The organism is Maridesulfovibrio sp. (assembly GCF_963676065.1).
Taxonomy (GTDB): Bacteria; Desulfobacterota; Desulfovibrionia; order Desulfovibrionales; family Desulfovibrionaceae; genus Maridesulfovibrio.
Window position 1 is genome coordinate 3,142,824 of sequence record NZ_OY780933.1, and the last position, 15,026, is coordinate 3,157,849.

Annotated in this window: 12 protein-coding genes; 4 read left to right on the top strand and 8 right to left on the bottom strand. The window is 46.2% G+C overall.

Features of this window, described 5'->3' with window-relative positions; translation table 11 throughout:
* Window position 1: 1 nt before the first annotated feature.
* Complete coding sequence (locus ACKU35_RS14140; protein ID WP_319760079.1) at window positions 2-3,898, top strand: efflux RND transporter permease subunit; 3,897 nt, start codon at window positions 2-4, stop codon at window positions 3,896-3,898.
* A 2-nt stretch (window positions 3,899-3,900) separates the two neighbouring features.
* Here the strand turns inward: ACKU35_RS14140 and ACKU35_RS14145 are convergent, their stop codons facing one another.
* Window positions 3,901-5,001 (bottom strand): Fic family protein, encoded by a 1,101-nt coding sequence (locus ACKU35_RS14145; RefSeq protein WP_319760082.1) that lies wholly within the window; start codon window positions 4,999-5,001, stop codon window positions 3,901-3,903.
* A gap of 160 nt (window positions 5,002-5,161) precedes the next feature.
* Here ACKU35_RS14145 and ACKU35_RS14150 point away from each other — a divergent pair, with 160 nt between their 5' ends.
* On the top strand, window positions 5,162-5,446 hold the full coding sequence (locus ACKU35_RS14150) for a type II toxin-antitoxin system RelE/ParE family toxin (RefSeq protein WP_407944209.1): 285 nt from the start codon (window positions 5,162-5,164) through the stop codon (window positions 5,444-5,446).
* A 10-nt stretch (window positions 5,447-5,456) separates the two neighbouring features.
* Window positions 5,457-5,768 carry a HigA family addiction module antitoxin gene (locus ACKU35_RS14155; protein ID WP_319760086.1) on the top strand — a complete coding sequence of 104 codons (312 nt, stop codon included), beginning with the start codon at window positions 5,457-5,459 and terminating at the stop codon, window positions 5,766-5,768.
* A gap of 227 nt (window positions 5,769-5,995) precedes the next feature.
* Here ACKU35_RS14155 and ACKU35_RS14160 read toward each other — a convergent pair whose 3' ends face one another.
* Genes ACKU35_RS14160 through ACKU35_RS14175 form a run of 4 tightly spaced genes read right to left on the bottom strand, consistent with a single transcriptional unit; the run spans window position 5,996 to window position 8,582 of the window.
* Window positions 5,996-6,322, bottom strand: coding sequence for a hypothetical protein (locus tag ACKU35_RS14160; protein ID WP_319760088.1), 327 nt, complete (start codon window positions 6,320-6,322; stop codon window positions 5,996-5,998).
* Between the two features lie 10 nt (window positions 6,323-6,332).
* On the bottom strand, window positions 6,333-7,121 hold the full coding sequence (locus ACKU35_RS14165; protein ID WP_319760090.1) for a hypothetical protein: 789 nt from the start codon (window positions 7,119-7,121) through the stop codon (window positions 6,333-6,335).
* A gap of 8 nt (window positions 7,122-7,129) precedes the next feature.
* Entirely contained in the window at window positions 7,130-8,035 is a 906-nt protein-coding gene (locus ACKU35_RS14170) for an MvdC/MvdD family ATP grasp protein (protein ID WP_319760092.1), read from the bottom strand.
* 34 nt (window positions 8,036-8,069) lie between these two features.
* Window positions 8,070-8,582: a hypothetical protein gene (locus ACKU35_RS14175; RefSeq protein ID WP_319760094.1), complete on the bottom strand. Its 513-nt coding sequence runs from the start codon at window positions 8,580-8,582 to the stop codon at window positions 8,070-8,072.
* An 857-nt stretch (window positions 8,583-9,439) separates the two neighbouring features.
* Between ACKU35_RS14175 and ACKU35_RS14180 the strand changes: the two genes are divergently transcribed.
* Window positions 9,440-9,721 (top strand): peptidylprolyl isomerase, encoded by a 282-nt coding sequence (locus ACKU35_RS14180; RefSeq protein WP_027722859.1) that lies wholly within the window; start codon window positions 9,440-9,442, stop codon window positions 9,719-9,721.
* A gap of 84 nt (window positions 9,722-9,805) precedes the next feature.
* Here the strand turns inward: ACKU35_RS14180 and ACKU35_RS14185 are convergent, their stop codons facing one another.
* The 3 genes from ACKU35_RS14185 to ptsP are packed head-to-tail and all read right to left on the bottom strand — an operon-like array spanning window position 9,806 to window position 14,984.
* Window positions 9,806-11,536, bottom strand: a complete 1,731-nt coding sequence (locus ACKU35_RS14185; RefSeq protein ID WP_319760099.1) for a PTS fructose-like transporter subunit IIB — start codon at window positions 11,534-11,536, stop codon at window positions 9,806-9,808.
* 12 nt (window positions 11,537-11,548) lie between these two features.
* Window positions 11,549-12,499, bottom strand: coding sequence for a 1-phosphofructokinase (gene pfkB, locus ACKU35_RS14190; protein ID WP_319760101.1), 951 nt, complete (start codon window positions 12,497-12,499; stop codon window positions 11,549-11,551).
* A 13-nt stretch (window positions 12,500-12,512) separates the two neighbouring features.
* On the bottom strand, window positions 12,513-14,984 hold the full coding sequence (gene ptsP, locus ACKU35_RS14195; protein ID WP_319760103.1) for a phosphoenolpyruvate--protein phosphotransferase: 2,472 nt from the start codon (window positions 14,982-14,984) through the stop codon (window positions 12,513-12,515).
* Between the last annotated feature and the right edge of the window lie 42 nt (window positions 14,985-15,026).

Here is a 15,026-nt window from a genome sequence, read left to right on the forward strand (position 1 = left end):
TATGAGCGAAAAGAACACTCAAGATATAAACCGTCCCGAACCGAAAAGCTTCGCAGAGAAAACCATTCTTTTCTGCCTTGAGCAAAAACTTATCGTGGCCATTCTCCTGCTTATGGTTATCGGCGGCGGTATTTTTACCGCCCCCTTCAACTGGGATGTAGGCGGAATTGACCGCTCCCCGGTCCCGGTGGATGCCATCCCGGATATCGGTGAAAACCAGCAGATTATCTTCACCCAGTGGATGGGCCGCTCACCGCAGGATGTAGAAGACCAGATCAGCTATCCGCTTACCGTAGCCCTGCTCGGAATTCCCGGAGTAAAAACGGTTCGCAGCTACTCCATGTTCGGTTTCTCAACCATCTACGTAATCTTTAACGAAGACGTGGATTTCTATTGGTCGCGCTCCCGGCTTATCGAAAAGCTGAACAGCCTTCCTGCCGGGACATTGCCGGAAAGCGTAAAGCCGACCCTAGGACCGGACGCAACTGCACTTGGACAGGTATATTGGTACACTATCGAAGGACGCGATCCGCAGGGTAATCCCACCGGAGGCTGGGATCTTGATGAACTGCGCTCTGTACAGGACTGGTACGTCCGCTACGCCCTGCTCTCAGCAGGCGGGGTCAGTGAAGTCGCCTCTGTAGGCGGTTTTGTAAAGGAATACCAGATTGATGTTGACCCCGATGCCATGCGTGCCGCCAAGGTAACTCTCAATGATGTCTATCGCGCGGTAAAGATGTCCAACCTTGATGTCGGCGCACGGACCATTGAAATCAACAACGCTGAATATGTAATTCGCGGCATCGGTTTCATCAAAAAGCTGTCCGACATTGAAAGCTCGGTAGTCAAGGTGGTCAACAACATTCCCATCTACGTACGCGATGTAGCCCGTGTAACCGAAGGACCTGCACTGCGCCGTGGCGCACTTGATAAGGGCGGCGCGGAAGTTGTGGGCGGTGTGGCTGTTGTCCGTTACGGGGAAAACCCGTTACAGGTCATTGAGAATATAAAAGAAAAGATAAAAGACATTTCTCCGGGACTGCCTTCCAAAATCCTGCCTGACGGTACTGAAAGCAAACTGACAATTGTTCCGTTCTACGACCGTTCCGGGCTGATCCATGAGACTTTGGGAACCCTTAACACCGCACTGACTGAAGAAATCCTGATCACGATCATCGTGGTACTTATTGCGGTGATTCACTTAAAGAGTTCACTGCTGATTTCATCACTGCTTCCTCTTGCTGTACTTATGTGCTTCATGGGTATGCGGATATTCAAGGTTGATGCAAATATTGTAGCTCTCTCCGGGATCGCCATTGCCATCGGTACCATGGTCGATATGGGCATCATCATCTGCGAGAACATCCTCAAGAAGATTGAACACGCCAAGGAGGGAGTAAGTAGACTGGGGCTTGTGTATGAAGGCACAGCCGAGGTGGGCAGTGCGGTTATGACCGCTGTCGCCACTACCATCGTAAGCTTCATGCCGGTTTTCGCCATGGACGGCGCCGAAGGGAAACTTTTCAAGCCTCTGGCCTATACTAAGACCTTCGCCCTGCTGTCATCAATTATCGTAGCCCTGACCATCCTGCCCCCCATGGCTGAACTGCTTTTTACCGCCCGGAAAAAATTCCTCAAGAACAGGCGCACATATGTCACCGCCGGACTTTACCTGCTTTGCGGTATTGCAGTTTCCATAATGCTCAAATGGTGGGTAGGACTGTTCTTTATCTATGTTGGCGTAAAACATCTCGTGCTTCCTTTTGTCCCTGAAAAAATCCACAGATACGCAAACTATGCCGAAACATGGATCATAGTCCTTATGGTTGCCTATGTGCTGACCAAATCATGGTTACCTCTCGGACCGGAAAAAGGAATGGGGAACAACTATTTCTTCGTGGCGCTGGTCATAGGAGGGCTTATGCTCTTCTTCGACCTGTTTCGCCGCGGATATCCCCGTATGCTAGGCTGGTGTTTAAATCATAAGCTGCTGTTCCTGAGCCTTCCGACATTCATTGTCGCGCTGGGGCTTTCCATCTGGCTTGGATTTGCCAACCTGACCGGCTTCTTGCCCGAAGCAGTCAAGTCCTCTTCACCATATGTGAAGCTGGCTCATGTTTTTCCGGGCCTTGGCAAGGAATTCATGCCGGACCTTGATGAAGGTGCATTTCTGTTCATGCCCACAACCATGCCGCACGCCTCAATCGGCGAAGCCATGGACGTGCTGCGTAAACAGGACATGATGATCCAGTCCATCCCGGAAGTTGAATCCGCAGTTGGCAAATTGGGACGCGCAGAAACGCCCCTTGATCCGGCCCCTATCTCCATGATCGAGACAGTTATCAATTACAAGTCCGAGTATATGGTGGATCAGTCTGGAGAGCGTCTCCGCTTCAAATTTGATCCTGACCAGAAAGACTTCTTCCGCAATGTTGCAGGAGAGCTGGTTCCTGCCAATGATGGCTACCCCTATCTCGTGCAGGGATACTTTGAACGGGATGACAATGGGAAACTGATTCCCGATCCTGACGGAAAGCCATTTAGAATTTGGCGCCCGGCACTCAATCCCGGTCTTAACCCGGCCCGCAAATCATGGAAAGGCATAAGCTCACCCAATGACATCTGGGATGAAATAGTAAAAGCCGCAGAAGTTCCCGGCGTAACCTCCGCCCCGAAACTGCAACCGATTGCGGCGCGTATTGTCATGCTTCAATCCGGCATGCGCGCTCCCATGGGCATAAAAGTAAAAGGGCCGGACCTGCAAACTCTGGAAAAGGTCGCTCTTGACCTTGAAAGACTGCTGAAACAAGTCGGTTCGGTCCAGCCGGAAGCGGTTATTGCCGACCGCATTGTGGGTAAGCCTTACCTTGAAATCATTATTGACCGCGAAGCGATTGCAAGGCACGGGATCATGCTTTCACAGGTTCAGGATGTAATTGAAGTTGCTGTGGGCGGTAAGGTGGTCACAACCACTGTTGAAGGACGTGAACGCTATCCGGTCCGGGTGCGATACTTACGTGAACTCAGGGACAACATTGATGCCATCGGCAATATTCTGGTCAGTGCCCCCGGCGGGGAACAAATCCCCTTAAGCCAGCTCACCGAGATCAAATACGTGCGCGGTCCGCAGGTAATTAAGAGCGAAGATACTTTCTTAGTAGGCTACGTGCTCTTTGATAAACGGCCCGGTTTCGCTGAAGTAGATGTTGTGGAACAGGCCCAGAGCTTTCTGGACTCCAAAATAAAATCAGGAGAACTGGTTATCCCGGCAGGTGTGTCATACGAATTCGCCGGTAGTTACGAAAACCAGATTCGGGCCCAGAAGAAGCTGGCTGTAATCCTGCCGCTGGCACTGCTGTTCATCGTGCTGATTTTATATTTGCAGTTCAAATCTATGGCTACGACTATGATGGTTTTCTCCGGGATATTTGTAGCGTGGTCCGGCGGATTCCTAATGATCTGGCTTTATGGTCAGCCATGGTTCATGAACTTCACCATGTTCGGAACGGATATGCGCGAACTGTTTCAGGTCAGCCCCATCAACCTGAGCGTTGCCATCTGGGTCGGATTCCTGGCCCTGTTCGGCATCGCTTCCGATGACGGAGTCATCATGGCTACCTACCTTGATGAAAGCAAAAAAGACCGCAAAATGAACTCCATAACCGAAATCAGACATGCAATCATCTACGGCGCGCAACGCAGAATCCGCCCGGCCCTTATGACTTCAGCAACAACAATTCTTGCCCTGCTTCCAATCCTGACCTCAACAGGCCGAGGCTCGGACATCATGGTGCCCATGGCAATACCTTCATTCGGCGGAATGACTATCGCGATACTTACTGTTTTTGTGGTACCTGTGCTTTATTGCTGGGTTGAGGAGATGAAGATTCGTAAATAAATTTAACTCAACCGATAACTGGTACTCCGCCCCCCGCCGGGGTTCTGGACCAGTATTCCGCGCTCCTTCAAATCCTTGATGTCACGCAGGGCGGTATCTGTGGAGCACTTGGCCAGCTTGGCGTATTTGGATGAGTTCATGTAGCCTTTGAAGTTTTCATCGAGCATACGCTCAAGCACTGACCGCTGCCGGCCATTAATCGGCGACTGCTGGGAGATCCGTTCCCACAGGCTGGCTTTATGGAGTACATGGCTCAGCGTGGATTCGGCATTGATCAGGGCTTCTTTAAGGCAATCCAGAAACCATTCCAGCCATTTGGTGATTTCCTGAGTGCCGCGCTGCTGCCGCTCCAGATGGGAATAGTAATCCTTGCGCTTCAGCTCAATCTGAGTGGACATGCTGTAATACCTCTCCGCTGCCCCATCAGCACGGGCCAAGGCCATATCCGCGATGGTACGCGCAATACGCCCGTTACCGTCTTCAAAGGGGTGAATGGTAACAAACCACAGGTGAGCTATTCCGGCCCGCAAAACCGGATCAGTATCATCTTCGCGCTCGAACCATTCCAGAAATCTAGCCATCTCATCTTCAAGCCGATCAGCATGCGGTGCTTCAAAATGGACTTTCTCTCGTCCCATTGGACTTGAGATTACCTGCATGGCTCCAACCTCCGCAGGCCGCCAGTCTGCAACGGTAATACGCTTTATGCTGCTGCGTCCGGTCGGGAATAGAGCCGCGTGCCAGTCGCAGAGCCGATCTTTGGTCAAAGGCTCCGCATATCGCTGTGTAGCGTCAAGCATCATTTCAACTATGCCGTCCACATCACGCCCTGCCGGTTTCAGTCCGGCAATGTCTATTCCCAAACGCTGGGCAATAGAGGACCGTACCTCCTCAGGATTGAGGAGTTCCCCTTCTATGGCTGATGAATGAACGATGTCATTGGTGAGAGTCTTCAGGCCCGCCTCATTTCTCAGGTCAAAGCCCAGATTCCCGATATTACCCAGCAGCACGCCCTGCCGATGGCGCACGTCTGCCAGTTTGGAAATGAGTTTTTCAGCGTTCCATGAGAAGTTCGGCCAGTCTTGATGTTGATGGAGGGGCATTGCTTTTGGGGTTGTTTGCGGTGAATGCGAGAGTTATTCGCCGCATCTTTTGCGGTGATTGTAGGGGGATTTGGAGCAAAGGCAATGGAATCCTTACTTGGCATTAGGACTCTTCCCTATAACGCTTGACGTGACACCCTATGCGTTATATGCTTGGTTCATGATTAAGTCATTTAAGAATCGTGAAACAGAAAAGTTGTTTAAACGCGAGTATTCACGGATTATCCCTAATCAACTAGCTAGAGCGGCTTATAAGAAATTAATTCAGATTGATTCAGCTCATGATCTTAAAGACTTAAAAGTTCCTCCGGGCAATCGGCTTGAACTTTTACAAGGCAATAGAGCAGGACAATATAGTATAAGAATTAATAATCAGTACCGAATCTGTTTTGTATGGGAAACGGACCACGCTTTACAGGTGGAAGTAACAGATTATCACAATTAGGGAGGTAAATATGGCAGATTTTAGCCCAGTTCATCCCGGTGAAATTTTACTGGAAGAGTTCATGGAACCATTAGGACTAAGCCGCAACAAGCTTGCAGCGGCTCTTTGTGTCCCTGCACAGCGCATTGGACAGGTGGTGAAGGGACAAAGAAGCATCACAATTGATACCGCTATGCGGCTAGCTAAGTTTTTCGGAACAACTCCGCAATTTTGGCTTAATATTCAGCAGCGGTATGATCTTGAAGTCGCAAAGGATGATCAGCTTGTTACCCGCATTGATAGAGAAGTGCGGACTTGTGAAGAGCTTCATTTGTGCGCTTGAATTAAAGGTAATTAAACACAATAAAACCGGGGTTATCTGCTTAGATAGCTCCGGTTTTTTATTTGGAAATAAGCTTTTCAGCGTTCCATGAGAAGTTCGGCCAGTCTTGATGTTCGTGTATCCACATTGCTTTTGCCCTTCTTTGCGGTGAATGCGGTGGCTATTCGCCGCATATTTTGCGGTAATTATAGGGAGTATTTGAGGCAAAGGCAATGGACAAAAGAGAACTAGCTCGTATAACGATCCTCATCACTTGGTTCAAGCGACTCAGTAATCCAAGTTGTATCTGGACCTTGCGTTTCAGTATGGCGACTTAACAAAAACAGATCAGGATCAACTGGCTCAATCGTAAATGTTTGCATAGTTCCTTCAGCAAGTATTAAATCAGGATCTCCAGGCTCAATTGTCCGAGTCTCAACCGTTGAATCACTCAAATACAAATCTGGATCAGTTCCTTCAATAGATTTTGTCATTGTAGTTTCTAAATTTGAATTAGTTTGGTTTGAAGGAACCAACTTTACTGTCTGTGAATAGTTCATAATATAAGGCTTCATAATATATCTCCTAAAAATTTAAAATAACATTAAATGTATTGTTAACATCAACTATAAATATTTTTTTTACTAAATATGAGGTTGCTGCAGTTATAAAAAACCAAAATATTTTTTGTTCTAAATTTAGTACATAATTTGAAATACAATAATTCTGAGCTTCATTCATTACTTTGTTTGCGTAATACATTTCTGAAAGCTTTTGCTTAGAAGGATTTGTTTTCAGCTCTTTAAAAGCTGGCTTTTCATAACTTTTTGAAGCCATGTATTTAATTAGAAGATTTATTATGCCTACTAAAAAATATACTCCATACATTGATAGTGCAGCAAAAATGAAATCCCAAACAGAATCGAAATTATTTCCAAAAGCACTAGGCAACAAACTAATAAACAGAGGGATAAAGATTGAAAGAATAACGAGATATATAGATACTTTTGTATGGAAATGATTCTTGGTGTCTGTGGCTAAGCTAATTGAATTTTTTATGTAATCTAGCTCCGCTTCAACTCCTTCTTCATCTAGTCCCATTGAATGTTCTTGATATTTAGAAATTGCTTCATCGAATTTAGATAAGTTAGGCCAAGGGCAAATATCATCCAATGCTAGGCTCTTGAAAAATGAAAATTTTTTTTCATAGAAAGAAAAGAAGTAATAGATTTTAGTCCCAAATGAAAATCTGAGTAAAGATATCCGCAGCTTTGCCCCCAGACTATAATCATCATAAAGACGATCACAAGTGAAGGAAATTACAGGGACTGCACGTAGCAAAAGCAATAAAACTTTTTTAATAAATCTAAACATCGACGTAATCACTTTAGCAATTCCTTTATCAACTCTCCTGAAATATTCACACCAGTTTCAAATTCAAGCCAAGCCCATTGGCCATTCGCATTTAGCTCTAAGAAATAGTAATCATCATCTTTAACAACAAAATCAAAACAGCCAAATTGCATATCTACCTCATCCAGCATCTGGCAACATTTCAAATAAATATCATTAGGTATTTCTACGACAGAATATTTATTCTTAGCTTCCGGCTTTCTCCAATCAATATTATTAGTTGAATGTATTGCAAATGAAAGAGCCTTTCTGCCCACAAAAACGATTCGTACATCAAAGTCCTTAGCAACATAATGTTGAAAATAAGCCGGGCAAAACTTTAGTTGTTCTAAAGAAACAGAAGGATCAAACAAATTAGTTTGCACAAACTCTTTTTCATCTAAATGTATAACTTCACCATAGGAAATAGGCTTCACTATCGATTTTGTAGCACAAATATTTTGTACAATATCAATAGAATTAGTTATTGCCATATAAGGCAAACTCAATTCACATTTGCGGGCAATTCCAACCTGATATATTTTATTATTCGCTCTTCTAAGTATACTTGGTTTTGTTATACACATTCCAGTATGAGATTCTATAATTCCATCAATTACAGAAAAAATTTCTCTATAGGCAAATTCATGATATTCATTGCTCAAAACGTTATTAAGATCTGGCAAATTCGGTTTTCTATAGTAAATGGCATCCTGACAACTCAAAGTATATTCAAATTCATTACATGAAATTTTTATACTATCATTTGTGACAACAATTTTATATTCATAAAACAAGTCAACATTAAATCGAATAAAGCAAACATCTTTAAATTTAGACTGGATATAGTCAACCGTTCTATCGTTGGAACTTGTGACAACTAATATTTTTTTCATTATGTATATTAAGATTTAATCATATTTTCATTAACTAAGGGAGGAATTTGCCTTTTATCTTCCTCCACAATGCATTTATATTTATCCCTATGCCACAAAAATTTGGTTTAATATCTAAAACATCTTCTTGTACAATAGCATAATTAACTTTCTCTTCATTAGAAGAATACTCTAAAACATAAACATTTGACTGTTCAACAATATATTTATTGTACCCTTCAACATTATGAGCAACATCTCTAGCTTCTCCTTTCGTGAAACCATCCCCCATTAGCGATCGATCAACATCTACTGCCCTAATGTAAGCCCTTTGAACTAGATTATTCAATAAAGCAACAACTTCAGCAACACTCTGTTCAACAGAAACAGATGTACTCTTAGCAAGTTCAGCAGTCTTTTTTAATTCCTCACGAATCGTATGATCTAAAAGTGTAGGTAAAAATTCAAACCAAAAAATATGCTGTGGACTTCCATGGTATCTAATCCCTCTGTACTGAATATGCCTCCCATTGGGCAATTTAATGTCTAACCCCGGCCTTTCTGACATGAAAAGCCAACTTGTAATTTGGCGCTGAATTTCAGCATCTTTAATGATAAGTCTATCTAATACCCTGGGATATATCGACGTAGGACTAATACCTACTAATGGCAAAATTGGTAACGGCATAAAATGAAAACTCTCCAAGCCCAAACTCAGCTTTTTAATTTGCATTATCGAACAACAACTACTATTTTAAAGCAATAACAAAATCAACACACCCCATACAAAACTATTTCCCAAATTAAAAAATATGTTTTCCCGTACGAGTACCCACACGAGTACACCATTTCAACCAGCATAAAAAATCAATACATCCCGGGAACATACACCATCAATTCTATGCCCCCCGCCTCCACCATTTTTATTTAATAATTTATCCATGTTAGACATGACGGCAAGTTATTAAGCTTGATTTGGCCCCACTATAGCCCCACCTTTTTTAAATTGGTGGGGCTAACTTTTTTTACAGATTCACCTTCGGAGTTGTCCGTTTAACCTCGGCAATATGATCACTTCATGTGACATCAAACTGCATTTCGTTTTGACTTTCCCATGATCCGTACCGAGCCTTGCGGACCTTCTGCCAACTACAGCCTTGCTGAGACCAATCAATTTTATGTATGACCTGCGGCAGTTCATCCGGTAGATAGGAAACTGGTACTTCGCCTGTAATTCTCGCAATTCGAAGTGCGTACGTTGGTTGAATTCGCGGAACGGATTGATCTGGAAGGTATGTATGCAGTATTTCACCTTGCAGTCCTTGCGTATTCATGCAAGTTCCTTTTTTGCGACGCATTAAATCGTAATGGCAAGACGACAAGGCTAATTAAGGTTACTATATTAAAACTTACAGGAGTACGTAAATGACAAAAGCATCTGCACGCCATCTTTTGGTTAGTGATGAACAGACCTGTCTGGACCTGAAAAAACAAATTCAGGACGGCGCAGACTTTGGTGAACTTGCAAAAAAACACTCCAGCTGTCCTTCCGGTCAGCGCGGTGGCGATCTCGGTGAGTTCCGCCCCGGCCAGATGGTCCCGGAATTTGATACCGTTGTGTTCAATGAAGCCGTTGGCGAAGTTCATGGCCCCGTAAAAACACAGTTCGGTTACCACCTGCTGATCATCGATAGCCGCGAAGATTAAACAACTCTTCACCGCTATAATAAGAAAGCCCCCCTACTCAGAATTAAGTTGGGGGGCTTTTATACTAGCTGATTCAGTTAAATTCTATGTTGCCTGTTCAAGCGGCTTTTTGGCTATAAACAGAGCCCCGGCAGTGACTATTGTTCCGGCGATGATAGCTATGGTGTACGGAATCAGACCGGTAACGGCATTGGGAATTGGCAGCACAAAAATCCCACCATGAGGAACCATCAAGGTGCACTTCATGGTCATGGAGATGGCTCCTGTCACAGCAGAACCCAGCATGATGCATGGGATTACCCGGAACGGGTCACGCGCAGCGAAAGGAATAGCACCTTCGGTGATAAAGGATATTCCCAAAACAAAGGCAGCCTTGCTCGCTTCATGTTCATCTTCGGTAAAACGATTTTTGAAAAGAGTAGCAGCCAAAGCCAAACCAAGAGGCGGAGTCATGCCCGCAGCCATCACCGCAGCCATAGGACCGTAAATTTTTGCAGAAAGCAGCCCTACAGCAAAAGTGTATGCAGCCTTGTTTACCGGACCACCCATATCAAAAGCCATCATAGCACCAAGTAATAATCCGAGAGCTAAAGCACTTGTTCCCTGCATGGATTGCAACCATTCGGAAAGGGATGTCAGGGCAATTTTTACTGGCGGACCAATTACATAAATCATGAGCAAGCCGACTACGAGGGTAGATAAAAACGGCAGAATCAATACCGGCTTGAGTCCCTGCAAATTCTGGGGGAGCTTAATCTTATCATTGAGGAACTGGGTAAGGTAACCGGCAATAAAACCGGCAACAATACCGCCGAGAAATCCGGATCCGACATTGGTAGCCAGCAACCCACCGACCAGACCTGGTGTGATACCGGGTCTCTGAGCAATGGAGTACGAAATGAATGCGCCAAGCACAGGAACAAATAAGGAAAACGCCCCTGCTCCACCAATCTGCATAAGAGCCCAGCCAAGGGTTCCCTGTTTGTCTCCAGCGTAAATACCCCCGAAAGCAAATGCCAGTGCAATGAGCAAACCACCGGCAACAACGACCGGAAGCATGTAGGAAACACCGGTCATAAGATGGCGATATGGTCCGCTCCGTGCGGCGGAACGTTCTTTCTTCAGTTCCTCAACCTGTCCGGCAAGATCCTGCTGAACTACAGGAATAGCTGCCAACGCAGACTTGATGACCTGCTCCCCTTCCCTGAGAGCAGCCTTGGTTCCGGTCTCATAAAGTGGTTTACCGGCAAAACGCTTAGGATCAACAAACGCGTCAGCTGCAATTACAACAGCATCAGCACGCGCTATATCTTCTTCCGTTAGAACATTCTTGGCACCAACAGAACCTTGAGTTTCGATCTTGACTTCATAACCGAGACCCTCGGCAGCCTTGCGTAATGCTTCTGCAGCCATAAAAGTATGGGCTATTCCAGTCGGGCAGGAAGTTACTCCTACGATATATTTGCTACCACCCTCAGCAGCAGAAGACACCGTTTGTGCACTGAAATCCTCAGCTTCCTTCAAAGCGGCTTCGATAATTTCCTTTGTCTTGCGAATAGCATCACTGGTAGAAACCGCATGCATGGGCTTACCCTGAAATCTTGCGGGATCCACATGAATATCTGCGGCAATGATGACCACATCGGCTGCCTCAATGGCCTGCTGGCTAAGGACATCCTTTGCGCCTTCCGCTCCTTGAGTTTCCACTTCAACACTATGTCCCATGTTGGCGCCGATTTTCTTCAGAGCTTCGGCAGCCATAATGGTATGAGCAACACCGGTAGGACATGCCGTTACGGCAATGATCTTTGACATAAAAGTTCTCCCTTACAAGCTTATTGATTCAACAATTACCTGTTCTTCCAATCTCTTAGCAACATCAAGACTTTCCAGACTGGGACCAGCCTGGGCCACTGTAGCGGCAGAGAGGGATGTTGCAAGGCGCACCCGTTCCTTTAACGAAAGACCAAGCGCAACTCCCGCGACCAGCCCCCCTATCATGGCATCACCGGCTCCCACAGTGCTGACCGGCTCTATTTTCGGAGGTTTAGCCAAAAGTTCCTCTTCGCCATCAGTAAACAATGCTCCCCGCTCTCCCAGAGAAACTGCCACATTGGCAATGCCGGCCCTGTTCATATTCCTCATTTCATCAATAATGTCTCGCCTATCCCGAAGTGAACGACCGACCAACTCTGCCAACTCATCATCATTGGGCTTAATCAACCAAGGTCCGGACTTGATCGCACTGACAAGAGCCGGACCGCTGGTATCAACAACCGCCTTTGCTCCCTTGCTCTTGATGACAGCGACCAGCCGCCCGACCACATCCGGAGAAACACCGGAGGGCAGACTTCCGCCTATTACAACTATCAATGCATCCTCAGCCAGTTTACCGACCCTATGCATCAATTCCTCAACATGCTCCTCATCTGGAGACAAACCGGGGAAATTGATATCCGTGGTTGACTCCGTACTCGGATCAAGGACTTTAATGCCGATACGCGTTTCACCCGGAACACGGACAAAATCATCAACAAGCCCTTTCTCCGAGAATAAATTCTCAAATATACCAGCATTGTCCCGGCCGAGAAATCCAGTAACAATAACCGGCAGATCAAATTTACGTAGCAGAACGGCTATGTTTACGCCCTTGCCTGCCGCATCAGTCTGATACTGTGTGACCCTGTTGACCTTTCCAGCAGTGAAATCCGAAACCTTGCAGGCCAAATCAATGGCCGGATTCATAGTCACAGTAACTATATTAGATTTTATGGACATGTGCTTCTCCGCATTAAGGCAAGCTTAAAGCCCGCACTTCCTTGCCGTTGCGGCAGGCCAATGCTTTTCGGGCCAGTTCACGGGCCGAGTCCATACTCATGGAACGCATACGGGCTTTTACTGCGGCAATACTGGGCACAACCATGCTGAGTTCTTTAACACCCAGCCCCGCAAGGATAGCTGCTCCAAGCGGTTCCCCGGCCAATCCACCACATACGCCGGTCCATATTCCGGCTTCATCAGAGGCCTTGACCACATGCTCGATGAGACGCAGCACTGCAGGATGCAGGCTGTCCGCTTTGGCGGCCAGAATCGGGTGAACACGGTCGATAGCCATGGTGTACTGAGTCAGATCATTGGTACCTACAGAGAAGAAATTCACTTCTCTGGCAAATTCACGGGCCATAGCGACAACAGACGGGACTTCAACCATAATTCCGATCTCAACAGGCTCGGCTCCCACCTCAATACGAGCCTTCTCCGCAAGGCGTTTTGCCATATCAAGATCTTCGAGAGTCGTGATCATAGGGAACATGATCCTTACTGGGCCGTACTTGGAAGCACGATAGATAGCGCGCAGCTGGGTCAAAAACATTTCGGGTCTGTTCAGACAAAGGCGAATTCCGCGCTCACCGAGAAACGGGTTATCTTCCGGTGGAAGATCAAGATACGAAACAGCTTTATCCCCACCGATATCAAGAGTACGAATAATAATGGGCAAACCATTGAGCGCTTCAACCATAGCTTTATAGTTCTGGTACTGCTCTTCTTCATCAGGCGGGGTATCACGTTCCAGAAACAGGAATTCCGTACGCATTAGCCCAACACCCTCTCCACCTGCATTAACGGCCTTTTCCGCTTCGCTAACCTTGCCGATGTTGGCAACGACCTCAACTCGCTCACCGTCGGTGGTCAGTGCAGGTTCAAAACGGGTCCGGTATTCTTCATTACGCAACTCTTGCAACCGCAGCTTGGCCTCATCTGCTGTCTTGATGTCTGCTTCGCATGGTTCAAGGTAAAGATTACCGGAATCCCCATCCAGAATTGCCATAGTGTCATTAGCCACTTCAAGCAAACGGGGACCGGCGCCCACTATGGCCGGGATCCCAAGTGAACGGGCAATAATGGCAGAATGAGATGTCGGCCCGCCACTGGCGGTACAAAAACCAAGTATGAAAGCAGGATCAAGTTGTGCTGTATCTGATGGAGTTAAATCATCAGCGATGAGTATCACCGGGGATTCTGGAGTAAATGGTTCATCCTGAACAATTCCTGCCAAATGCTTCAGCACACGACGCCCAACATCACGCAAATCCATAGCCCGGGCTGCAAGCAACTCATCCGCATGCTGCTCCATGACATGGACACGATCATCAATCACCTGCCGCCATGCGTAACCTGCGCTTTTACCCTTGCGTATCAGGTCATGAGTTTCGGCAAGCATTTCAGGATCGTCGAGAAAAGCTTCATGAGCCTTGAAAATAGCCGCACGCGGTTCACCGGACTTGGACCGTACTTCTTCATATAAATGATGCAAATTCTGACGTGCAGCATTGATTGCATGGTTCAATTCATCTGATTCATGCTGAGGATCTTTTGCCAGTGCTTCGACCACAATACGCCTCTGCGTCAGCTGATGCACCGGACCTGAAGCAAGGCCGGGGGAAGCAGTACAACCGGGAATTGTTTTCTTTACATTTTCAGGAACCCAGCCATGCTCAACTTGCATATCAACAGTATCATCAGCCTCTTCACCGAGACCGGCATCCACAGCTTCCTTTAATGCAGAAAGAGCAATTCCGGAATCAACACCCTTAGCGTGGATACGAATAGTTTTTCCGCCGGAAACACCGAGCTTGAGCAATGAGGCAAGACTTTTTCCGTTGCCGGAACGACCATCAAACTCTACCTGAATTTCAGCATTGAATTGCTTGGCTATATCTACAAAAAAAGTTGCAGGACGGGCGTGCAATCCATGCTCGCCCATAACGGTCACATCAATAGACGAATCGAAATCTGTTATATCAAGAGTCGGAGCCGGACGGGATTCCGATTTGCACTCCCCGCTGAGAACACCCACGATATCTGCCGCATCATTGGTCACAACAAGGCGGGATACAGTCTCTTCATCATCAAGTACGTGGGTTAGGTTGGTAAGAATTTCGATGTGCTCATCAGATTTGGCAGCTATGCCTATGACCAGATTTACAATTTCTCCGGGATTCCAGGCTACTCCTTCCGGAACCTGCAAGACAGCGACACCTGTCTTAATAATTTTATCCCTGTTTTCGGGCAGGCCGTGCGGTATGGATATGCCGTTTCCGAGAAAAGTATTCGCAACGCCTTCCCTGCGTTTCATACTCTCAATATACTCAGGCTCAATATATCCCTGCCGCACCAGAATTTCACCCACTTTTTCAATAGCTTCAGTCTTTCCTGAAGCGGTTGCTCCCAACTCAATGCTTGTCTGGTCAAAACGGATCATGCCTGCCTCCTGTATCAATTCATACTTTTGAAATTTTTTTGT